The organism is Bradyrhizobium sp. SPXBL-04 (assembly GCF_051853035.1).
Taxonomy (GTDB): Bacteria; Pseudomonadota; Alphaproteobacteria; order Rhizobiales; family Xanthobacteraceae; genus Bradyrhizobium; species Bradyrhizobium zhanjiangense.
Genome location: NZ_CP182472.1, coordinates 7,491,089 through 7,513,215 on the forward strand (window position 1 = coordinate 7,491,089; position 22,127 = coordinate 7,513,215).

The window sequence follows — 22,127 nt, forward strand, 5'->3', positions numbered from 1 at the left end:
ACATCGATTTGCCATGCAGCTTCGATTTTCCAACAGCAGACGCGCCTTCGCGTTCTCGCGGCACGACAGATGATCGCCCCTCTCGGATGAGCCGGGATGGGTCGAAGAATCGCTTTTGCGTTACCATTCGAATCGCGTGCCGACCCCGACGGATGTCGAGCCCTTCGCATCAACATCCGACTCGACGCGGATGTGGCGCGTCACGTCGACATTGGCCGACACACCTGACTGGCTGGGGCTCGCGCCCGTCCGCACACCCACGCTCAGCCTGTCGCCGATCGCGCGCGAGGCGCCGACCATCGGACCGCCCGCCCCGGCACCCACGTCCAGATTGTCGACCCCAAGCGAGCGGCGCATGCGGTCCACCGTTCCCTCGCCACCGCTTGCAAACTGAGCCGCGGCCCCTGCGAGCTGTACGGCCTGCGAGGTCGTCAGGCTTCCCGAGGCCTTCTGAAAGAGAATGCGCGACAGGATCTCATCCTGCGGCAACTCGGGCTGCGAATGGAAGGCGAAGACCGGCGCGGCCGCCGGTCCCGAGATTCCGACCTGTGCGGTGATGTCGGAGGCCTGTATCTCTGCCGCGAAATCGAGCTCGGGCGCGAGATCTCCGTTGAAGGAGAGATTACCCTTGGTGAAGTTCAACGTCTTTCCGAGCACCACCAGCTTGCCCTGGAAAAGCGAGAAGGCGCCCTTCGGCACCGGACCGTTGGTCGTGCCACCCACGTGAATGGAGCCGCCGAGCTCCGCAGTCGCCCCGCGGCCATGGATGAAGACGTGGTTCGGCGCCGAGACCGTCACGTCGAGCGAAGCGTTGAAGAGTGCCGGGCGCCCCTTGTTGCCCTTTAGCGTCTCCGCCTTGCGCGCAGCCGCAAGGCGTGCGGCGGCCTGGCCCGAGGCGTTCACATGGTTGATGCCGTCGATCGGCTTGAGCGTCGAAGGCAGGCGGTCCGGAATATCGACACTGACGCGGGTCAGGTCGATGCGACCGGCAATCCGTGGATCGCGCGCCAGGGCGCCCGTGACGTCGAGGGCGAGATTGGCCTGAGCGGTCGCCAGCGCGCTGGCGGCGAGGGTCGCCTGCTGGGCACGGATCGAGACCGTGCCTGGGAAGCCTGCATCCGGGGCGACCCTCACCTGGCCGGAGCCTGACAACGTGCCGCCGTTGGGCGTCACCGCAGCCAGGCGCTCCACGACGATCCGCTCTCCTTCGGCGGTGATTTTCGCCTCGATGGCATCGAGGCGCGTGCCGAGCATGCTGTCGCGGAAGGTGCCTCCGCTCATGGTGGCGACACCACCGATCTGAGGCTTCGAGCGCGTGCCGCCGACACGGGCATCGAGCGCGACGCTACCGGACACGGTGCGGCCGGAGGCGGAGAGCATCGCATTGGCGACGGCGGCATCGAGGCGGCCCTTCGCGGTCAGCGCAATCGGGCCCGTGGCGTCGAGCGGCAGCGTGCCCGACGCCGTGAACGTGCCGGCTTTTCCCGCGGCAACCGTAGTGTTCAAGCTCGCGCGGCCTCCATCGAGCCGCCCATTCGCGGCAATGTCGATCGGCGGCAAGCCCGCGCTCCTGGTCTGCGGCGCCGCGAGCTGGTTGACGGCCACGTTGTATTGACCCATCGGCGCGCTCGCGGAGCCGGCGATCGCGGCTGAAGCGTCAAGCGTCCCGGCGAGCCTCAAACCAGGCATCGCGACATCGGCCGCGCCGAGTGGGATTGCGCTTGCCACGGCCTTGAGGTCGAGCGCCTTGCCGGCCTTACCATCGACGGTGAAGCGGCCACTGCCAATTCCGAGCGCCAGATGCTCGATCAGCACCGTGCCGTCGTCGAGCGTGAAGCCTGCGGGCCCCTGCAGCACGATCGCATTGGCGCCACGCCGTGCGGTGAAACGATTGAGGTCGAACCGCGTCCGCTGCCTGGACGTCAACGCACCCGCGGCATCGAGATCGAAGCCGGCAGCCTTGGCGGAGAGACCGATCGCGCTCGTATCGGCATTGCCCCTGGCCGTCAGCGCGATGCTCGAGACGGTCTGACCGCCGAACTCGGCATCGTTGACGCGGGTATCCACATTGAGCACCGGATGGCTGTAGAGATCGGCGCCATCGGCGCGCAGATCGAAACTGCGGATGGCCATACCGGCGGCACGGATTCCCGCGCCCTTGCCAACGAGACGGACGGACTGCTGGCCGCCATCAGCCGAAGCGGCAAGGTCGAGTGAGGCCGAACCGGCGAGTTCTGTGAGAACAAGCGGTGAGAGGTCGGCGAGCGCCCCAGCTGCGAAGCGAATCTGCCCGCTTGCGAATCTCTGCGCGTCGACCGTTCCTGCCCCCTTCAGGGACACCGAGCCGATCGCGATGTCGAGGGTCTTTGCGTGCCATCCGGCAAAAGCGGGAGCTCCGCGATCGTCACGCTCCGACGATCGGCGGCTCACCTGAACAATCCCGTGCACCGGGTTGCCGTCGACGGAGCCGCTGAGCTTGGTGTCGACGGCACAGAGTCCGTTGATGTCGTTGACCGTCGCGGCGAGTTCCAGATGCGGAATGCGGCGCCGCATCGCGGTGGCGCGATCCACCGAGGCTCCGAACGAAACGCTGGGATGCGCGAGCCCGCCGGTCATGCCGACGTCGAGAGCTCCCGCACCGGTGAGGCGCGCATCGGCCGCCGAGAGATCCGGCAGGTCCACATGGGCCGACAGGTCGCTCGAGTCGCGCGTCACTGTTCCCTTGACGCGAACCGCGACGTTGGCTCCATCGAGCGACGCGCCGCGGACCGTGTAGTTGTCGCGGCCATCGGCAGAGAGATCGGCTGCGAGTGCGAGCCGCGCCCCCGCGAGCCCATCGAGCGCCGCAAGTCCCGTCGCAAGCTTCTCGCCGGTGCCTGACATTCGGGCGTCAAAGCTGCCACGCTGGAGGTCCGCGTCGAGATCGAGGCCGAACGCCACCGAGCCCTTGAGCTTCAGCCCGGCAAGGTCGGCAAAGTACCCGAGGTCGGGCACGGTGCCGGCAGCACGGCCATGCAGGCGATCGGCGCTGACATCACCTGTATAGGTCGCCTGAACCGTGGAGGTGCCGATTTCGAGACGCTCGATCCTGGCGCGGCCGCCCAGGTCCGTATCGCCGTGGAGCACGAGCGATGCGGTGTTGCCGATCGCGGCCGCCAGACTCGCGTCGCGTGCCGCAATGCCGGAGGCGCGCAGGTTCGCGTCAAGGATAATACGCGTTGCGGGATCGCTGGCTTCGGCGCGAGGGAGGGCCGTGACGGAAGCGTCAAGCGTCTCGACGTCTCCGTCCGGTAGATGAGCACCCGACAGCGCGAGCTTGACCGATGCTGTGGGAGCTTTGATCGTGCCCGTGACGCGGCTATCGAAGACGAGGCTGCGGATCGAGCCGTGGTCGGTTTCGGTCACATCGCCGTTGCTTGGCAGGGCGCGGATGGAGGCCGCGAAATCCATCATCTTGTCGGCTCCGAGCAAGCCCTTCGCGTCGAGCCGGGCGAGATGACTCGTGAGCGTCAGCCCGTCCAGTACGACGCTGCCGTCGTCACCAATACGCGTCGTGCTGTCGAGCTTGGTTTCACCGGCAAAGACCGGCGCGGCAATTGCCGGCAACAACGGCCCGAGATGGCTAGTAAGGCGCGTTGCAAGCACTCGGCCCGCACCGTTTCGGTCAAGCGTAATCGTGCCGGTCGCATCGATCGTGGGGCCGGCCTGCAACTTCAGGGCACCACGAAAGCTGTCGAGCTTGCCCTGGCCGCCCAGTGCGAATATGACGGGCGGCTCGCCCGGCAAATGACCGAGCTTCGACATGAGTCCATGGGCCGGCTCGTCAAGCGTGACGTTGAGGGTCAGCGCATTTCCCTGCGGAACGTAGGCGAGAGCGGCCTTGAAGCGGCCCGGAAAATCCTTGCGGATGGCGTCGAGATTGAGGACGAGCCCTTCGGCGGGCGAGCCGAGCTCGGTATTGCCGGTCGCCGCGACACTGAGGGCTTCACCCAGAATGGACTGCCCAAGCGTCAGGGCTCGCAGGTCGAAAGCCTTCACCTGCACCTTCACCGGAAGGTCGGGCAGGATCGGCTGGTCGGACTCGGCGACAGGTTGGTCGGATGGCAGAGGCTTTCGCCTGATCTCAAGCGTGCCGATCTCGAGACGGTCGATCTCCAGTCGCCCCAGCAGCAGTGCGCTGCGTCGCCAGACGAGGCGCGCCTTGTCGAGCGTCAGCCAGACTCCGTCCTTGTCGGTGATGCTGACGTCGCGGACCGTGGCATCCGAGGACAACACGCCATCGACGGCGCCGACATGGATCTGGGTCGCCGGTGTCGAGAGCGTCCGCGAGACAAGACTGGCCAGCACATCCTGCTGGTTCTCGCCGCTCCCGCCCACCATTCCGTAGACTACGATGCCGAGCAACGCGACGCAGACGAGTCCGAGGGCGGCGACGGCGGAACAAACGATGAGCGGTCGTCGGATGCGCATCAGAATGCTTGCCCAATGCTGACATAGATTGCGTAGCGGCTGTCGCCGGGGCGTGGATTCAGCGGCGTCGCAACATCAAGGCGGATCGGGCCGACCGGCGTGAGATAACGCAAGCCAAGTCCCGCCCCATAGCCCACATAGTCGTCGAAGCCTGGCACGGATGATCGGGAGGCGGTGCCAAAGTCGAAGAATGGCACGAGGCCGATGGTGGGCGTGATCCTCACCCGCACCTCGGCGGAGCCCTCGATCAGGCTGCGACCACCGGTGATTTGGCCGAACATCATCGGCGAAATGGTATTGAACCCGTAACCGCGCACGGATCCGCCGCCGCCAGCGAAGAAGCGATGCGCATCCGGGATCTCGGCGAGCGGCGCTCCCGCAAGCGAGCCTGCAGCCAACCGGCCCGCCAGAACGTAATTGGCCTGCTCGTCGAGCGCATAGTAAGCCGAGCCCGCGATCCGCCCTTCGAACAGATCGATGGTGGAGCCCATCAGCTTCGGATAGGCATTGACGGTCGCCGACAGGCGCACACCGCGCGTGGGGTCGAGCGGATTGTCGGTGGTGTCGTAGCGGCCGGTCGCGGTGAAGCCGATCAGCGTCGCGTCGACCCGCCCCAGCACGTCCAGCGATTTCGATTGCTCGACCTGAAGACCGGCCTGCAGCGAAGCCGCTTCCGAAAAGCGGTGGATCACGCCGAATGTGCCGCGCACCGTATCGTCGGCGTAACCGCCGAGGTCGTTGTTGCCGACACGCTCGCGGAACGCAGTGGCCTCGACCAGAAGATCGTTGGCCGTACCGAACATGCCCGGCTTGATGAAGGTAGCGGTCAATCGCGCGCCGAAATCCGAGGCGTGGAGATTATTGAAGCCGTTGAAGGACGTGCCGTCGACCCGTTGTAGAAGCGAGGCGGACGCTTCGAGCCTCAGGCGCTCGCCGCCGCCGAATATGTTCCGATCCTCGTAATAGCCCGCAATGCCGGGACCATCGACGGTGGAATATTTCGCCGAGAGACCCACCGCGTGCCTCGGCCTTTCTGTCAAATCGATGAAGACCGGCAGGTTGCCATTGGCGTCGAGCTTGTCGGCCTCGCGGATGCGAATTCCTCCGATGGCTGGGATCCTAGCGATCGAGGTCTTCGTCAAGGCAAGCCGCTCGGGCGAATAAGGCTCGCCTTCCCTCAGGTGGACATGCGTGGCGACCACCCTCGGGTCGACATCTCCGCCCGAGATCGTGACGGCGCCGATGCCGGCTTCGGGGCCCGCTTCGACGCGCAGCCGAAAGTCCATTGCGGCGGCCGCATGATCGACGGTGGCCTTGACGTCGGCGATCTTCGCAAGCGGATGTCCGTTGCTGCGGAACCAGTCCACGAGCTTCACCTGCGCGGCGCGCAGGTCGGCCGAGATCGCGGGATCGCCGGACTTCAGCGCAAAGGCGCGGCGCGGCAATCCACGCGGCGCTTGCTCGCGCGCATAATCCACTTCGACGGTGCGCAGCTTGAACAAGGGACCGAGCCGTGCGGTGACCTTGATTGGAACGACCGACCGATTGCGAAAGGTGTCGGCCCGACGCGCCGCGGCGGCGAGCCCGGTCTCGTCGGGGGATACGGGAACTCCGTCCACCGTTACATCGATCTGGGCATTATAGCGGCCAAGCCCCCAAAGGGCATCGAGCAGCGGATTGATATCGGCCTGAAGCCGGCGCACGAGACCTTCGCCATCCGGCGGTGGTTCCTGTCGGAGGCGATAGGTGCCGGAGGCATCGCGCAACACCTGCTCGGCGTCGCTATCATTCTTGCCATCCAGCGTCTTGGCCTCAATCTCCAGCCGATAGGACAGCGTCGTGGCGCTGACCGGCGGCGGATCGTCGGAACCGAAAAGGCCAAAGAAATCGAGCGCGTGAGCCTGCTCGCACAGCGACCAACCGACGACGGCGACACATCCCGAACGCAGGATGCGTCGCGCCGCAGCGACAAAATATCCTCGCCTTGCCCGCCGCAGCGGCAGGCATCGTCGCAACACGATTTGCTTGATTGTTCCGCTCCGTACTCGCCTGTTGACAACTCGAGCCTCTGCAACTCAGGCCCGGCGATCCCCTGTCTCCGCATTCAACAGGCACCACACGCGAAATTGATAGACATCATGATGGACAATGTAGGGCACAGAAAAAATCGTCTTCGTAATCTTCTATTGATTGAACAAAGACCACGACGTTCAGGAAAGCTCCACTGTTCAGGTACGCTCCACGAAAAAATGCTCTAGAAACTGTGTGCCCCATCCGAAGAGTTCCGCGCGCGACTCTTTGCCATTATTGTTTTTGGGCGGCATTCCGGTAACGAGTCCTCACAGAATTTCTTGCAACGGGGAACATCCGCATCGGAATCCATGATCGGGAAATTTCAAGGCGTGATTCCAGCGCGCCCTTGCGTAGCTGCGGAGCAGCCATGGCAAGTTCAAGCGCCTCTCTCCGCGCTGCACTTCCCCAAAGGCGTCCCGGCTATCGCCACCGGCGATGCGCGAGCTATTTCCATGACAAGTTCAAGCTCTTCACGCTCGTCTCACACCATCGACGTCGCTGAGATGATCCAAACAAAGATCCTGAGTGCGTTTGGATTGGGGAAGCGATCGATGAAAAAAGTGCCCGCTTCGCCATGAACTGCCGCTAGACATGCGTAGGCTCCTCGCCCCGCCAGGGCGCGTTTGACGTGGAGATCAAAGGCCGCTTGCGACCGGGCTCTCGACGGTTGCGGCATCAACAACCAGAAGAGTCCTGTCGATTGGGTGAAGCCGGATGGCGGCGCATCGTGCTGCCTTCGATTGAACCCGGACGCGTTTGATGTCGCAGGAGCGTTGGGCGCTTCTGGTCGCATTCCCGAAGTCGGAGCTTCAAATCGGTGACGCGCTTGCGCTTGGTTTGGAGATTTATTCGCCGTTCTACGCCTCGGCTTTGGCGATCTGCCGATCAATGTTCTTCCGGCCGCCTTGGATACGCATTCGGAGACGGAAGAGGCAGCGGCGCGGCCTTGTTATCAATCGACGCGTCAGCGGTATCGCCTCAACCGCCATTGATCCGGCGCTGGCGACCACCCATGTCGCCGGCCCAAAGCGCTACCATCGAGCACATGGTGTCGCGGAAAATCGTAGCTTGGCGGAGAAACTCGTACGATTGGTAGCGGGGGTCCGTTACATCGCGAAACCCACTATTTCGCCAGTACTGTTCTCGTATCGCCGGACGCCCGTCACCCCTACGTGAAGTCACCAGGTTTCAAACCGAGTGCCTGACGGCAACTTCCCGAAGTGGTCCCCACGCTTCAACTCTTTCATTCGGGGCCATGATGGCCGCAATGACGGCTGCCGCCTTGGCCGGATCTCCTTCGGTCACGAAGAAAGACCGAGCGAACCGGTGGGCCGCCGCCCGGAGGCTCAGTCGTTACCAGGACGACTGACCATTTGCCATGATCTCCTATCTCCTATACCGCCATCGCTGCGTCGCTTCCACGATCGTGTGGATCGATCCCGGCAACCTGCAGTGCAGCAATAACCGGGTGCGCATCAGCGGAACCCGCCGTAGTCTCTTGCATCGTCTCGTCACAATCACCAACTGAGCAAGTTACAGAGGGCAAAATCGCTCCGGGAGTGAGCGCGTGGCCAGCCGCAGGTTAAATCAAGATCTGCCCGTCATCGCGCGTTTTGAGGTGCGCCATCGCAACTACCTCGCGCCAAACGGCTCGATAAACCGGCCGCTCCCTGCCTTCGCCTCCGACGCCGACCTGCTCATCTCGCTCTACCGGGCCATGGTGCTGCTGCGCCTGTTTGACCAGAAGGCTGTTGCATTGCAGCGCACCGGCCGGCTTGGGACTTACGCCGTTTCACTCGGCCAGGAGGCGGTGTCGGTTGGCATGGCCAGCGCGATGCGGGAAGAAGACGTGTTGTTACCCTCCTATCGCGACAATGGCGCGCTGATTTGGCGCGGGGTCAAGCTTGAAGAGATCCTGCTGTTTTGGGGCGGGGATGAACGCGGCAATTGTTTCTCCGGGCCGGTCCACGATTTTCCGTTCTGCGTTCCCGTAGGATCTCAGGCGCCTCATGCCGCCGGCGTCGCCTATGCTTTGAAGCTGCGCAAGGAGCCGCGTGTCGCCGTGTGCCTGTTCGGCGATGGCGCCACCTCGAAAGGCGACGTCTACGAAGCGATGAATTTTGCCGGTGTGCACAAATTGCCCATCGTGTTCGTCGTCGCCAACAATCAATGGGCGATTTCGGTACCGTTGCGGCTGCAGACCAGTTGCGAAACGCTGGCGCAGAAGGCCATCGCCGCGGGATTCACCGGCGAGCAGGTCGATGGCAGTGACGTGGTGGCGATGCGCGCCGCCGCAGAAGAGGCCGTCGCTGCGGCGCGCAACGGTAAAGGCCCCCGTTTCATCGAGGCGGTCACCTACCGCCTCGGCGACCATACAACCTCCGATGACGCTTCTCGTTATCGTTCGGCTGACGAAGTCCAGGCGCGTTGGAAGGAAGAGCCGATTGCCCGCTTGAGGGCTTATCTCGTTGCTCAAAAGATGTGGGGCAAGGCGGATGAGGAGCGCCTCGCCTCCGAGTGCCATGAGCGCATCGAGGCAGCGGTTGAGCGTTACCTGGCAACGGCACCGCGCCGGCCGGAAACCATGTTCGATCACCTCTACGCCGATTTACCAGAGGTCTATGCGGCCCAGCGCGGTGAGCTCGCGAGAGAGCACGATGCCTGAGGTAACGCTGGTGGAAGCCATCAATCTGGCGCTGGGACGCGCATTGGAGGACGATCCCGACGTCGTCGTGCTGGGTGAAGACGTTGGCGTCAACGGAGGCGTCTTCCGCGCAACTGCAGGATTGCAGAAACGCTTTGGCGCTGAGCGCGTGCTTGATACGCCGCTTGCTGAACTCCTGATCAGCGGGCTCTGCGTGGGCATGGCGGCGCAGGGGCTGAAGCCTGTCGGCGAGATCCAGTTTATGGGATTTATCTATCCCTGTCTGGATCAGCTGGTGAACCATGCGTCCCGAATTCGCAACCGAACCCAAGGACGGCTCACCTGTCCAATGGTCCTGCGTGCACCGCATGGGGCGGGCATTCGCGCGCCCGAGCATCATTCCGAAAGCACCGAGGCGATGCTCGCCCATATTCCCGGCTTGCGCGTTGTCATGCCCTCTTCGCCGGAGCGCGCCTATCGACTTCTCCTCGCCGCGATCCGCGATCCCGATCCGGTGGTGTTTCTGGAGCCAACACGCTTATACCGTACGGCAAGAGGCGAGTTGCAGGATGACGGTGCAGCCTTGCCGCTGGATCATGCCTTTGTCCTGCGGAAAGGTCGCGACCTCACGCTGATCAGTTGGGGAGCTGCGGTGAAAGAGACCATGGCCGCAGCCGATGCACTCTCTGCCGAAGGCATTGCTGCCGAGGTCATCGATCTTGCCACGCTCAAGCCTTATGATGAAAGCACCGTGCTCGGCTCGATTGCAAAGACCGGGCGTTGCGTCATCGTGCACGAGGCGGCTCGCACCGGAGGATTCGGAGCCGAGATCGCAGCCCTTATCGCCGAACTCGGTCTTTCCTCGCTGCTCGCTCCCGTGATCCGCATCACCGGCTACGACACCGTCATCCCGATGGCACGCCTCGAGCAGTTCTATATGCCCTCGGTCGAACGCATCGTCATCGGGGCGCGCAAGGTGTGCCAGTTCAGCTAGTTCTCGACGGACTTCGTCCTATGCGCCAGTTCATGCTGCCCGATCTGGGAGAGGGTCTCGAAGAGGCGGAAATCGTCGCCTGGTACGTCAACGAAGGCGATCACGTCGTCACCGATCAGCCGCTTGTTTCCGTCGAAACGGACAAGGCAGTCGTTGAAATACCGTCGCCGTCGAGCGGACGCATTGCGCACGTATTTGGCGCCAAGGGCGACATCGTGAAGGTCGGAACGCCGCTCGTCGAATTTGCCGAAGGCGCCGAGCCGGACACCGGCACAATTGTCGGCGAACTCGGCAGCACTGAACATCCGCTCGCGGCAGGGCCCTCCTCCGAGCGGCCGGCCGGACAGCAGCCTCAGGTGTTTCCGGCTGTGCGCGCACTCGCGCGCAAGCTCGATATTGATCTTGAGAGCGTCGTGGCCACCGGACCCGGCGGCACCATCACACGGGCCGATGTCGAACGGGCCGCAAAGAGCGTGTCCCAAACCGGCCGCCCCGAGCCCCTGCGAGGCATGCGGCGCGCGATGGCCCAACGCATGATGGCAGCCCACGCGGAAGTCGTCCCCGCTACCGTAACTGATGAAGCCGATATCGACGATTGGCCGACGGGTGAGGACGTGACGATCCGCCTGGTGCGAGCGATCGCCATCGCCTGCAAGGCAGAACCTGCTCTCAATGCCTGGTACAATTCCAGCACGGGAGAACGGCGCCTGATCGCGCGCATCGATTTAGGCATCGCCGTTGACACAGAGGGCGGCCTCATCGTTCCCGTGTTGCGCAATGTCGCTGAGCGCAGCGTCGCGGACTTGCGGGCCGGCCTCGACCGCTTGCGGGCCGACTCAATCGCGCGCTCGATACCCCCCGAAGAGCTGCGCGGCGCGACCATTACGCTGTCGAATTTCGGGATGATTGGCGGCCGGTTTGCCAATCTGGTGATCGTCCCGCCGCAGGTGGCCATTATCGGAGCAGGGCGGATTTCGCAGCGGGCAGTCGCTTATCGGGGCCAGCCAGCGGTGAGGCGCATGCTGCCATTGTCGCTCACCTTCGACCATCGCATCGTGACCGGCGGCGAGGCCGCTCGCTTCCTGGTCGCGCTCAAGTCGCAGCTTGAGCTTACGCCGTGAATCACCGTTTGCGCGTGCTTCTGAGACGTGTCTTCTGAGACGTGTCTTCCAGCCCAAGCCTGTCATCGCACAACAGCCTGCAGGAACCCGTGCCCCCTGTCTGCGGGCGCATTGAGGATCCTTCAATGATCCGCCGCCGGCTTGAATTCTCCCATGAGGCCGACCGCTACCACTGTGGATGCGAAATCGTAGAAGATCGTAGTTTGGCGTACAAAATCGCAGGATTGGTAGCGGGGGAGCGCTACCGCCTTTCCCCACACCAACCAAACTTGCGATATCTCATCCAATCTTTACGCATAGGGCAGTTCGTGAGCCCTGGGGTAAGCGCAGCTTTACGCCCACGCAGGGGAATGTTGAAAGATCTCGGGCTACCAGTCGGCTGAAAGCGGCCCATGTCGCGAAAAATCGCAAGCAAGCGAATTTTCGATGCCGCTATCGTATGCTAGCAGGCGGTGTCTCTGGTCAGAATTTCACACGGGTCGAATTGCAGATTCAAATCCCGGAGGCGCAACCACCGATGCCGACATTCGGTTCACGTTGCGATTTGACCAAAGGCCGCGCTTGCGTCCCGAACGCAATGAGCATCTCTAAGTTATTGATTTTTCTTGGTGTGGTGATCGTCCCCATCCTGTTTTGTTCACGGTCGTTTGACCAATTCGTTGCGATTTCTTTGCGGCCTTCGGCAAGGCGATCGCCGAGACATCGAAGGTGAGCGTGGCAAGGCAACTTGAGTAGGATCGAAATCAACGACACCAGATCCGCTCGGAAAGAGGAGCGTCCCCAGCGGCTTCCAAATTCGCCCAAAACTCTGCCCCGATGCGTTGGTCTTTACGTAACAAGCTCAATGCGTTCGGTCTTGGCTGGGCGTTGAGCGATTGAATGGGGATCTCCGCAAAAGTTTGGATTCAGCTTGGAAGTGTTTCAACTTTCGTTAGAGCTCGAAGCCCGTCTGACAATTTAGGACTGAAACTCCTCATTTGAGCGAGCAAGTTGACCGAAGAGGGTTGTCGCTGAGCAAATAGGACCGGGAGACTTTCCTGTGGAATTTCGAAGCGCCTCCTAGCTAGGGTCTTTCGACAGCCCGATGCGCCCGTATCATTTTTCTTGATCAGAGATGCGCTGGCGGGGATGTCGCTTTACCCTGGAACTTTCGTGAGCTCATGGAGGACGCGTCTGCTCCCTAAACTGTCCCGCAATTCTGATAGATGTGCTTGATCTCCACGAAGTCGATCAGTGCATCGTAGCCGTGTAGGCGACCTAGTCCACTGCGCCGATATCCTCCCGTTTCCGCCTCGGCAAAGAGCTTGTTATGGTCGTTGATCCACACAGTACCGTTGCGCAAAGCTCGTGCGACACGCATGGCACGCGCGCCATCATGGGTCCACACGCTGGCGGACAGGCCGTACTCGCTGTGGTTCGCTCGAGCCACAGCTTCCTGCTCATCATCGAACCTCTCCAGAACAACAAGCGGGCCAAATATTTCTTCCTGCACAAAGGAGGCCGAAGTATCTCGATGCGCAACCAAGGTTGGAGCTAGGAAATTTCCTCGCGACAAGTCTCCCGCTGGCCGTCCGCCACGCAGAACGACCTCGTCAGCCGCACCCATTGCCTCGTCTATCCTCAGGGAGACTGCGGCAACGGCTTGTCGGTCGATCAAGGGCCCCATGTCCGTGTCCGCCAACATGCCGGAGCCAAGTTTCAGTTTCGCAAGGGCGGATCGCAATGCTCCCTTCATCGCCTCGTACTGCGATGCGTGCACCAGGACACGCCGCGCAGCCGTACATTGTTGTCCGGCGATGATCGTTGCGGCTGCAGCGAGCTTTGGCGCGACTGCCTCGGCATCTGCGTCCTCAAATACCAGGCAGGCCGACTTCCCGCCCAGTTCGAGTGACAGCTTTTTCATGGTCGGCGCGGCGGCAGCCATGACGCGCTGCCCCGTAAAGCTGAGCACATCAACGTCCGGCGCGGTGACCAGATACTCGGCCACCTCGTGCCCCCGCTCGTTGACGAGATTGACGGCGCCGGAAGGAAGTTGCTCGATGTCGCTCAGACATTTGATGATCTCGGCCGTTACGAGAGCCGTTTGCGGTGCAGGCTTGATTACCGCCGTGCAGCCAGCCGCAAGAGCTGGGGCCAATGCGCGGATGAGCAGCACGGCGGGCGCGTTCCACGGAATAATCAGCCCGGCCCACGCCCGCCGGCTCTCGCAGCATGGTCGAGAACGTTCCCGGCTCGACTTCAAGCACATGGCCGGGAATGTGGCGGGTCAATCCAGCATAGTAGCGGATCTCCGAGACGCTGGCCGCAATTTCGCCTCGGGACTGCGCGAGCGGTTTCCCATTCTCCAGCGTAAGAAGACGCGCCAGTTCCTCCCCATGTTGCTCCATCCGATTCGCCCAGCTCAGCATCACCAGCTGGCGCAAACGTGGATTCTGCGACCAATTTGGACGATCGAAAGCGCGTCGAGCGGCTGAGACCGCCGCTTCTGCGTCCGGCTTTCCGCTGGCCTCGAAGCCACCGATCACGGCATCGCAGGATGGATCGATGCTAGGCGCAGTTTCGCCAGAGGCAGCACGCTGCCAGCGGCCGTCAATGAGATTGCGGGCATGAAGAGACATTGTTGTTCAATCCACGAGTTGATGAAAGGCCGCGGGTCGTTCGCAGCGGCTCTCGTCGCTATTTGAAGTCGCCTTTGGTTTCCGGGATGACTATCGCCCCGATCAGGTAGACCACGAACACACCGACCGCGAAGTACGCCAGCGACATCGGAATCTGGGCCGGGCTGGCGCTCACCAGCGAGACGAAGGTCGGCATCATGCCGCCCAGCGCGAAGCCGATGTTCCAGGACAGCCCCGTGCCGCTGGCGCGCAGCGCTGTCGGGAAGCGCTCGTTCAGGAAGATCAGCACCGGCGCGTAACCGGCATTGCCGATGAAAGCGATGGCGAGCGCAAGAAGCGTGATCTGCGTCGTGTCCTTGGTGGCGGCGAGACTGAGATAGCAAAGCGGCAGCAGCACCGCCGCCAGTGTGCCGATCAACAGGAACGTCTTCTTGCGGCCGATGCCATCGCTGAGCCAGCCGACCAACACAGCCGAGAAGAACGCCGACACGCTTGCCCCCATCAGGATCAGCGACGAGGTCTGGTTCGGGACCGCGTTGATCACCTTCAGGAAGCTCGGCAGGTAGCCCGATGTGAGGTAATAGCCGGCGCCGCCACCGAAGGTGATGAGCAAATTGACCAGCAGCACGCCGCGATACTCGCCGGAGAAGACGTCCTTGACCGGCGCCTTCGACACCTTCGCCTGCTTGTTGCCCTGCTGGCGCTTCAGCTCCTTGAAGTACGGCGACTCCTCAAGATTGCGGAAGATGAACCAGCCGAGCAGCGAGCTCAGGAGGCCCGAGAAGAACATGAAGCGCCAGCCCCAGACAGCAAAGGCATCACCGGGGAAGATCGAGGACGTGATCAGGAAGATGAAGGACGCGAGCAGCGCGCCGATGCCGGCACCGCCGCCGCCCACCAGGCCCGACATCGCACCGCGCCATTGCGGCGGCACGGACTCGGTGCCGATCGTGTGGGTGGACGCCACGACGCCGCCGACGAAGATGCCCTGAACCAGACGCAGGATCAGGAAGATGATCGGTGCGATCACGCCGACCTGAGCAATGGTCGGCAGCAGGCCGAACGCCGCCGTGCTGAGGCCCACGCCGATGATGGCGATCAGCATAGCCTGCTTGCGGCCGTGCACGTCGGCATAATGCCCGAATACAGCCGAGCCGAGCGGCCGCATCAACAGCGTGACGGCGAACGAGCCGTAGACCGCTGCCAGTGACAGTGCCGCATTGCTCGACGGAAAGAACAGCGCGCCCACGACCGGCGCCACGTAGAGCAGAATGAACAAATCGAAGAGGTCGAGTGCCCACCCGAGCACGGACGCGATGATCGCATTGACCATTTGCTTGTTGTCCGCGGACGCCTGCGCACCCGCGACCGGCATATTTATCTCAGCCATGTTGTTCTACCTCCCCTGTTTGAATGGCGCCGCGGTCCGCGCCACTGAGAACCACGGCAACCGTTGTGTCGTCTGATCAGCGGCCGACGAATTTCGGCGGGCGCTTGGCGTTGAAGGCCTCGACGCCCTCCTTGAAGTCCTCCGACTGGCGCAGGCGGCTGTAGCAATGGCCTTCGAGCTCGATGGCGATCGCCAGCGTCGAATCCTCGGTGTCGTTGAGGAGCTTCTTGGCAGTGCGCTGCGCCAGCGGCGAGAAGGTGCGGAGCTCGTCCACCAGTCTGTCGGTCGCCTTCTCCAGCTCGGCATCCGGCACGCATTCGGTGGCGATGCCCCACTCATGGGCCTGCTTGGCCGAGATGCGCTTGGAGCGCATCACGATGTCCTTGGTGCGGGTGATGCCGACCATCTTCTGCAGGCGGGCCGAACCGCCCGAGCCCGGGATCTGGCCGAGCTTCTGCTCCGGCAGCGCGTATTGCGTGGTCTCGGACGCGATGCGGAAGTCGCAGGCGAGCGACAGCTCGAAACCGACGCCGAAGCAATAGCCGCGGTTGGCGACGATCACGGGTTTTGCGCAACGCGCCGGGGCGGCGATGTTCCAGGCGAGCTTGGAAACGTGCTCCGGGCTTGCCTCCATGAAGCCGCCGATATTGCCGCCGCTGGAGAAGTGCTCGCCCTCGCCGCGGACTACGATGACGCGCACGCGAGGATCCTCGTCCAGCGTCTCGAACGTGAGCCGGAGCTGGTCCCGCTGCGGCATCGGCACGACGTTGTAGGGTGGACGCCCCAGGATGATGTCGGCGCGCTCATGCGCCTCGTCGATCTCGACCTTGAACCCGTCGAGCTTTGCGAGCCGGGGATCGGCGAACGTATAGGATGACGGCATTTTGGCTTCCTTCTGTTGAATGGATGAGGATCAGGCCGCGTCCGACGGCGGCAGGCGTTCGGCCTCGTATTCTCCGGCGACGAGCAGACGCCGCAGCAGCTTTCCGACCGGCGATTTCGGGATCGCGTCGACGAAGACGTAGCGGCGCGGCCGCTTGAAATTGGCGAGCCCAGAGGTCCGGCAGAACTGCTCCAGCTCGGCTTCGGATACGGCGCGATTGCGCTTGACGAAGGCGGCGACGACCTTGCCCCATTTTTCGTCGGCAACGCCGACAACCGCGACCTCGTCCACGGCTGGATGCAGCGACAGGCAGCTCTCGATCTCGACCGGCGAGACGTTCTCGCCGCCGGTGATGATCATGTCGTCGACGCGGCCGGTGACGAACAGATCCCCGTCGGGATCGACGTAGCCGGTATCGCCGGTGAAATACCAGCCTTCACGCAGCGATTTTGCATCGGCCTCTGGACGGCGCCAGTAGCCTTCAAACGCCTCGTCGCCTTTGAGCGTAGCGATGATCTCGCCCTCCTCACCGACCGTGGCAAGCTCCGCCACCGACTTCGCGCCGATGCGGACGATCTTGACATGCTGGTTCAGCCCTGCCTTGCCGGCGGAGCCGGGCTTTGCCGCCGCGTTCTGGTCGATCGTAAAGGTGTAGACTTCGGAGCTGCCGTAGTGATTGACGAACAGGTTTGGCTTGAACGCCTCGTTCAGCTTCTTCAGCAGGCCATCGGTCATCGACGCGCCGGCGAAGCCGAGCTTGCGGACGCTCGACACGTCGGTTTTGGCAAAGGCCTCGTGATGGACGAGGTCGTGATAGAGCGTCGGCACCAGATAAAGATTGGTGATCTCCTCCTTCTCGATCAGCGCCAGCGCCTGGCGGCTGTCATAGCGAGGCAGGCAGATGAAGGTGCCGCCGATCAGCGACATCGCCAGCAGCGAGCGGACGCCCATGGTGTGGTAGAGTGGCATCACGCCGAGCGTGCGTTCACCGCGGCCGTAGAGATTTTGCGCGACGTGGGCGATCGCCGCGGCGCGCTCGGCGCGATGGCGCCGCGGCACGCCCTTGGGACGTGAGGTCGTGCCCGAGGTGTAGAGCATGATCGACCAGGCATCGGCACTGACACGCGGCTCGGCGTCCGGCGCGGCCTCCTTGATCAGGTCGGCGAAGCTGGTCGCCTCACCCGTCCCGGGATCGACGGAAACGCGTAGCAGCTTGCCTGAAAGCACCGAGCCCTGCACGGCCTCGGCGGAGATGTCCTGATAGAACAGGGCGCAGGCCTCGGCGTTCTCGATGCAGTAATCGAGTTCGTCGGCCTTGGCGCGCCAGTTGATCGGCGTGACCACGAGGCCTGCGAACTGGCAGGCCCAATGCAGCGTCGCCGCCTCCCAGCGGTTCTGCAGCAGCGTGACGACGTGATCGCCGGGCTTGAGGCCAAGGCGATCGAAGGATGCGACCAGCGCGGAGATCTTGTCGTACCATTGCTGGTAGGTCAGGCGGAGTTCGCCGTCGACCAGGGCAATGGCGTGGGGATCGCGCGCGGCACTGGCAACGAAGCTGCTGGCGAGATCAAGCATCTGCCGTCTCTTTGTTGGATGAAGTGAGCTCGGCGGCGGCATCTAACGCCGCCTGGATGATCGGGGTGTAGCCGGTGCAGCGGCAGATATGCCCGCTGAGGAGATCGCGGATCTCCGCCTCGGTCGGCGCCGGGTTCTTCGCGAGATAATGGTCGAGCGACATCAAAATGCCGGCGGTGCAGAAGCCGCATTGCAGGGCGTGGTGGCGGCGGAACGCCTGCTGCAGCACGCCGAGCCGGTCGGCCGAGGGCGCGAGCCCTTCGACCGTTTTGAGCTCGCAACCGTCGACCTGTGCGGCGAGCGTCAGGCAGGATCGGGTCAGCATGCCGTCGACGACCACCGTGCAGGCGCCGCAGACGCCGTGCTCGCAGCCGACATGGGTTCCAGTCGCGCCCAGCTGGTGGCGCAGGAAATCGGACAGCAGCATGCGCGGCTCGGCCTCGCCCTCGACCGGCTTGCCGTTGAGCGTGAAGCGGACGGGATGGCGGCGATCTGCCTTGAGTCGGGTCATTGGAGCACCTCGCCGATCAGATCGCGGCCGATCATGCGCACCAGGTCTCGGCGATAGCGCGCGGTGGCATGAACGTCGTCGCGGGCGCCAAGCTCGTAGGCGAAGGCATTGAGGGCGTCATCGAGCGCAGTCCCCTCCAGCCGCGGCCAGTCGCGCGCGGTCGGCACGTCGGCGACCCCGCCGACGGCGAGGCGCACGCCGGTCGGCGTCTTCATCGCGGCGCAGGCGACGATGGCGAAATCGCCGTGCCGGCGCGCGACCTCGCGGAAGGCGACGCGCGATCCCCTGATGACAGGCAACGAGATGCCTTCGATCAATTCGTCATCGGCACGCGCGGTCAGCATCATGCCGGCGAAGAAGTCCTTTGCGGCGACCCGGCGGCGCCGCCTGGCGCTACGCAAAAGCACCTCGCCACCAAGCGCGACCAGCGTCAGCGGCATCTCGGCACTGGGATCGGCATGCGCGAGCGAGCCGCAGATGGTGCCGCGGCTGCGGGTCTGCATATGACCGACCCAGGGCAGCGCCAACGCGACCAGCGGCAGTGCCTCGGCCAGATCCGGCCAGGCCAGGAGATCCGCCTGGCGCACGCCGGCGCCGATGATAACGGCATCGGCTTTCCGCTCGATCCGGCGTAGCTCCTTGACGCGCATGATGTCGATCAGAAGCTTCGGCTTGGCGAGGCGCATGTTGAGCATCGCCATCAGCGACTGCCCGCCGGCGAGCACGCGAGCATCGGCGCCTTGCTGCGCGAGGCCTTCGAGGACGTCACTGATGCTTTCGGCCCGGAGATAGTCGAATGCGGGCGGCTTCATCGGCGCCTCCCGAATAGACCGGCCGCCTTCGTCAGCAGCGCGAACAGCGAGAAGCCACCGCCCTCCGCGCCACCGCCGCCGGCCTTGTGCGCAAGCGCGGTGAAGAACTGGCCGATGATCACGCGCGTGGCGCCGTCGAGCAGGCGGCCGCCGATGCTGGCGACCTTGCCGCCGATCGCGGCGTCATAGCTGTAGGTCAGTTTCGTGCCGCCGTTGCCATCGGGCGCAAGCGTGATGCGTCCCTCAGCACTGCCAAAGCCGAGCGCACCGGTGGCGCCACCGCGCAGGGTGACGGCACGCGGTGGATCGAGATCAAACAGCTCGACATCGGCGCGATAGCGGCCGGTGACGGGACCGATGCCGAGCGTGACGTCGGCACGGAAATGGGTGTCGCTGATCTTGTCCACGCTCCGGCAGCCGGGAACGACCGATTGCAGCGTCGCGGGATCGAGCAGCATCGCCCAGACCGTCTCCGGCGCGCCCTTCAGTGAGGCCTGACCCTCGCCGCGCAGCCGCCTGTCGCCTTCGCGCACGGGTACCGCAGCTGCGCTGCCTGCAGTTGGCGACGGCTCGGCACCACGCACCAGCTCAGCGAGACGCGCCGGCACCAGCGGCAGCGTGATGTCGGCAACGCCGAGCGCATCGGCGACCGCATTGGCAAGGCACACCGGCGTCGACATGCAATTGCCTTCGCCGACGCCCTTGGCGCCGAGCGGCGTGAACGGCGACGGCGTCTCCATGTGGAAGATCTCGGGCTCCGGCACCTCGGTCGTGGTCGGCAGCAGATAGTCGGCGAGCGTTCCCGTCAGAAAACTGCCGTCCTCGGCGTAGGCATACTCCTCGAGGAGCGCAGCGCCGAGCGCCTGGGCGAAGCCGCCGCGGATCTGGCCGTTGACCATGCCGGGATGCAGGATGATGCCGCAATCATGCATGGTGACGTAGCGGTCGATCGTCGTCTCCAGCGTGACCGGATCGATCTCGACGCCGCAAAAGTCGAAGATAAAGCCGTGGCAGAGCGAGGAGTTGATACGGTCCTCGTCGTCCGGCGGCGTGAGCTCCGGTGGGGTCCAGAACGCAGTCTCGCGAATGGTCTGGCCGGCATCATCTGGCAGCGAGCCCGGCGACCAATGGCTGAGCGCAGCGACGCGCGAGAATGCGATACGGTTCTCCGGATTGTGCTTTGAGGCGACGAGACCCTTCGCAAACACGATGTCGCCGGCTTCGACATTAAGCTGGCTGGCGGCGATGCGAGCTAGACGGCCGGCGACACGTTCTGCCGCGAGCTTCGCCGTGCCCGCGACCGCCGCGGCGAACCGGCTGGCGTAGTTCCCTGACGCGATCGACCACGCGTCCTTGGCGGTATCGATCTCGGTGTTGACGCGGATGTCCCTGGGCTGCAGGCCGAAGACGTCCGCGACGACCTGCGACAGCACGGTGCGATGCCCCTGCCCCTGCGGCACGGACGCCACGTGCACGGTGACGCTGCCGACCGGATCGAGCCCGACGGTCGCAGTCGCCTGCGCGCCGTTCTTGGGTCCGGCCTTGTGGCGCTCGGCCGCGGTCAGCACGGTGGTGATATAGCCCATATTGGAGACGCTGGGCTCGACCACGGCGGTGAAACCGATGCCGTAGAGGCGCCCCTCTGCCCGCGCAGCGTCGCGCTTCGCCTTCAATTCAGCGAGCTTGCCCTGCTCGACCGCGCGCGCGACGGCCTCCTGATAGTTGCCGGAATCGAGCAACGCTCCGGTCGCGGTGCGATAGGGAAACGCACCCACGCCGATCAGATTGCGCTTGATCACATCGAGCGGGTCGAGGCCGAGGCCAATCGCGATGCGCTGCACCAGCCGTTCCAGCGCGAAATAGACCTGCGGGCCGCCGAAGCCGCGGTTGAGGCCGGTCGGCGTCTTGTTGGTGACGACTACTCGGTTGCGAACCTTGACGTGGATGATGTCGTAGGCGCCGGTCAGGTTGCCGTGCATGCGGTAGAGCGTCGCCGGCTCGGGCGCGCGCAAGTGAGCGCCGCAATCTTCGACCTGGTCCCAGTCGAGCGCGAGGATCTTGCCGTCGCTTGCTACTGCCGCCGACAGGGTCGTTGCGCGGTTGGTCGCCGACACCGAGGCGGTGAGATGCTCAAGCCTGTCCTCGATCCACTTCACCGGCCTGCCGGTGATGCGCGCGGCGGCGGCGATCAGCACGATATAGGGAAACACGCCCTGCTTGACCCCAAAGCTGCCGCCGGAGTCCGGTGGCGTGCGCAGCCTTAAGCGATTGCCGGGCACTTTCAGCGCACGTGCGATCACGGTGTGGATGCTGAACGGCCCCTGGAAATTGGCGAGCACCTCATAAGCATCCTCGCCGGCGTCGTGCGAGGCGACGACGCCATAGGTCTCGATCGGCGTGCAGGAATTGCGGGGATAGCGGATGTCGATGGAGAAGCGATGCGGCGCCTCCGCAAACGCCTTCTCGGGATCGCCGTAGCGGAAGGAACGATCGCTGGCGAGATTGCCGGGAAAGCCATCATGCAGCAAAGGCGCCCCTGGCGCGAGTGCGCCAAGCGGATCGACGACGGCGCCGCGCGGGCGATATTCGACATTGATAAGCTCGGCCGCATCTTCGGCGCGCGGGCGATCGGTCGCGACGATCACGGCCACGGGCTCACCGACATAACGCACGCGGTCCATCGCGATCGGCCAGCATTCGACCGGCGCCTTCACGCCGACAACGAGACTTGTCGTGACCGCCTTGACATCGCTGCCGGTCAGAACTGCGGCAACGCCCGGCAGGCGTTTTGCAGCTTCAGCGTCGATCGAGAGGATATCGGCATGCGCATGCGGCGAGCGCAGGATGGTCGCGTGCAGCGTGCCGGGCGCAACGCCGAGATCGTCGATGAAGCGGCCGCGGCCGGAGAGGAGCGCAGCGTCCTCGACACGCTCGATCGAGCGCCCGACCCACGACTCATTGCCGCTTCCCGGATTTGCGGATTTGACCGCCTGCAACATGTCCCGGCATACCTCCCGACGCGTTCTTTGACGCGAC

14 protein-coding genes and 1 pseudogene are annotated in these 22,127 nt (G+C 64.0%); 4 read left to right on the forward strand and 11 right to left on the reverse strand.

Translation table 11 applies throughout. The features are described from left to right. Positions 1 to 120: 120 nt before the first annotated feature. Both ACNJX8_RS35735 and ACNJX8_RS35740 read right to left on the reverse strand, forming a co-directional pair. Positions 121 to 4,470 carry a translocation/assembly module TamB domain-containing protein gene (locus ACNJX8_RS35735; RefSeq protein WP_439358514.1) on the reverse strand — a complete coding sequence of 1,450 codons (4,350 nt, stop codon included), beginning with the start codon at positions 4,468 to 4,470 and terminating at the stop codon, positions 121 to 123. Then, positions 4,470 to 6,488, reverse strand: a complete 2,019-nt coding sequence (locus tag ACNJX8_RS35740) for an autotransporter assembly complex protein TamA (protein ID WP_439358515.1) — start codon at positions 6,486 to 6,488, stop codon at positions 4,470 to 4,472. Before ACNJX8_RS35740 ends, ACNJX8_RS35735 begins: the two co-directional genes overlap by 1 nt. A gap of 814 nt (positions 6,489 to 7,302) precedes the next feature. Between ACNJX8_RS35740 and ACNJX8_RS35745 the strand changes: the two genes are divergently transcribed. From ACNJX8_RS35745 to ACNJX8_RS35760, 4 genes are all read left to right on the forward strand, one after another. Continuing rightward, positions 7,303 to 7,719 carry a hypothetical protein gene (locus tag ACNJX8_RS35745; RefSeq protein ID WP_439358516.1) on the forward strand — a complete coding sequence of 139 codons (417 nt, stop codon included), beginning with the start codon at positions 7,303 to 7,305 and terminating at the stop codon, positions 7,717 to 7,719. 391 nt (positions 7,720 to 8,110) lie between these two features. Further along, positions 8,111 to 9,208, forward strand: coding sequence for a pyruvate dehydrogenase (acetyl-transferring) E1 component subunit alpha (pdhA, locus tag ACNJX8_RS35750; protein WP_439358517.1), 1,098 nt, complete (start codon positions 8,111 to 8,113; stop codon positions 9,206 to 9,208). Continuing rightward, on the forward strand, positions 9,201 to 10,181 hold the full coding sequence (locus ACNJX8_RS35755) for an alpha-ketoacid dehydrogenase subunit beta (protein WP_128937585.1): 981 nt from the start codon (positions 9,201 to 9,203) through the stop codon (positions 10,179 to 10,181). The genes pdhA and ACNJX8_RS35755 overlap by 8 nt, the downstream gene beginning before the upstream one ends. A gap of 20 nt (positions 10,182 to 10,201) precedes the next feature. After that, positions 10,202 to 11,302, forward strand: a complete 1,101-nt coding sequence (locus tag ACNJX8_RS35760; protein ID WP_439358518.1) for a dihydrolipoamide acetyltransferase family protein — start codon at positions 10,202 to 10,204, stop codon at positions 11,300 to 11,302. A gap of 492 nt (positions 11,303 to 11,794) precedes the next feature. Here ACNJX8_RS35760 and ACNJX8_RS35765 read toward each other — a convergent pair whose 3' ends face one another. The 9 genes and pseudogenes from ACNJX8_RS35765 to ACNJX8_RS35805 all read right to left on the reverse strand — a co-directional run bounded on the left by ACNJX8_RS35765 (position 11,795) and on the right by ACNJX8_RS35805 (position 22,090). Further along, a complete protein-coding gene (locus ACNJX8_RS35765; RefSeq protein WP_439358519.1) occupies positions 11,795 to 12,055 on the reverse strand; it encodes a hypothetical protein in 261 nt (86 codons plus the stop codon). Positions 12,056 to 12,482: 427 nt separating this feature from the next. Beyond that, positions 12,483 to 13,457, reverse strand: a complete 975-nt coding sequence (locus ACNJX8_RS35770; protein WP_439358520.1) for an aldehyde dehydrogenase family protein — start codon at positions 13,455 to 13,457, stop codon at positions 12,483 to 12,485. A gap of 94 nt (positions 13,458 to 13,551) precedes the next feature. Beyond that, positions 13,552 to 13,920 (reverse strand): annotated as a pseudogene (locus ACNJX8_RS35775) (aldehyde dehydrogenase family protein); the annotation flags it as partial. A 58-nt stretch (positions 13,921 to 13,978) separates the two neighbouring features. Next, a complete protein-coding gene (locus ACNJX8_RS35780; RefSeq protein WP_439358521.1) occupies positions 13,979 to 15,310 on the reverse strand; it encodes an MFS transporter in 1,332 nt (443 codons plus the stop codon). Between the two features lie 76 nt (positions 15,311 to 15,386). Continuing rightward, the gene (locus ACNJX8_RS35785) at positions 15,387 to 16,193 is read right to left on the reverse strand and encodes an enoyl-CoA hydratase/isomerase family protein (RefSeq protein ID WP_439358522.1); all 807 of its coding nucleotides are present in this window, start codon (positions 16,191 to 16,193) and stop codon (positions 15,387 to 15,389) included. A 30-nt stretch (positions 16,194 to 16,223) separates the two neighbouring features. Continuing rightward, the gene (locus ACNJX8_RS35790) at positions 16,224 to 17,768 is read right to left on the reverse strand and encodes an AMP-binding protein (protein WP_439358523.1); all 1,545 of its coding nucleotides are present in this window, start codon (positions 17,766 to 17,768) and stop codon (positions 16,224 to 16,226) included. Beyond that, positions 17,761 to 18,279 carry a (2Fe-2S)-binding protein gene (locus ACNJX8_RS35795; RefSeq protein WP_439358524.1) on the reverse strand — a complete coding sequence of 173 codons (519 nt, stop codon included), beginning with the start codon at positions 18,277 to 18,279 and terminating at the stop codon, positions 17,761 to 17,763. The genes ACNJX8_RS35790 and ACNJX8_RS35795 overlap by 8 nt, the downstream gene beginning before the upstream one ends. Continuing rightward, complete coding sequence (locus ACNJX8_RS35800; protein WP_439358525.1) at positions 18,276 to 19,091, reverse strand: FAD binding domain-containing protein; 816 nt, start codon at positions 19,089 to 19,091, stop codon at positions 18,276 to 18,278. Before ACNJX8_RS35800 ends, ACNJX8_RS35795 begins: the two co-directional genes overlap by 4 nt. After that, positions 19,088 to 22,090 (reverse strand): xanthine dehydrogenase family protein molybdopterin-binding subunit, encoded by a 3,003-nt coding sequence (locus ACNJX8_RS35805; protein WP_439358526.1) that lies wholly within the window; start codon positions 22,088 to 22,090, stop codon positions 19,088 to 19,090. The genes ACNJX8_RS35800 and ACNJX8_RS35805 overlap by 4 nt, the downstream gene beginning before the upstream one ends. Positions 22,091 to 22,127: the final 37 nt, after the last annotated feature.

Bases quoted from the DNA above. Each gene is read 5' to 3' on its own strand.
- ACNJX8_RS35735 (WP_439358514.1), bottom strand. From the start codon at position 4,470: ATGCGCATCCGACGACCGCTCATCGTTTGTTCCGCCGTCGCCGCCCTC.
- ACNJX8_RS35745 (WP_439358516.1), top strand. From the start codon at position 7,303: ATGTCGCAGGAGCGTTGGGCGCTTCTGGTCGCATTCCCGAAGTCGGAG.
- ACNJX8_RS35755 (WP_128937585.1), top strand. From the start codon at position 9,201: ATGCCTGAGGTAACGCTGGTGGAAGCCATCAATCTGGCGCTGGGACGC.
- ACNJX8_RS35760 (WP_439358518.1), top strand. From the start codon at position 10,202: ATGCGCCAGTTCATGCTGCCCGATCTGGGAGAGGGTCTCGAAGAGGCG.
- ACNJX8_RS35780 (WP_439358521.1), bottom strand. From the start codon at position 15,310: ATGGCTGAGATAAATATGCCGGTCGCGGGTGCGCAGGCGTCCGCGGAC.
- ACNJX8_RS35785 (WP_439358522.1), bottom strand. From the start codon at position 16,193: ATGCCGTCATCCTATACGTTCGCCGATCCCCGGCTCGCAAAGCTCGAC.
- ACNJX8_RS35790 (WP_439358523.1), bottom strand. From the start codon at position 17,768: ATGCTTGATCTCGCCAGCAGCTTCGTTGCCAGTGCCGCGCGCGATCCC.
- ACNJX8_RS35795 (WP_439358524.1), bottom strand. From the start codon at position 18,279: ATGACCCGACTCAAGGCAGATCGCCGCCATCCCGTCCGCTTCACGCTC.
- ACNJX8_RS35800 (WP_439358525.1), bottom strand. From the start codon at position 19,091: ATGAAGCCGCCCGCATTCGACTATCTCCGGGCCGAAAGCATCAGTGAC.
- ACNJX8_RS35805 (WP_439358526.1), bottom strand. From the start codon at position 22,090: ATGTTGCAGGCGGTCAAATCCGCAAATCCGGGAAGCGGCAATGAGTCG.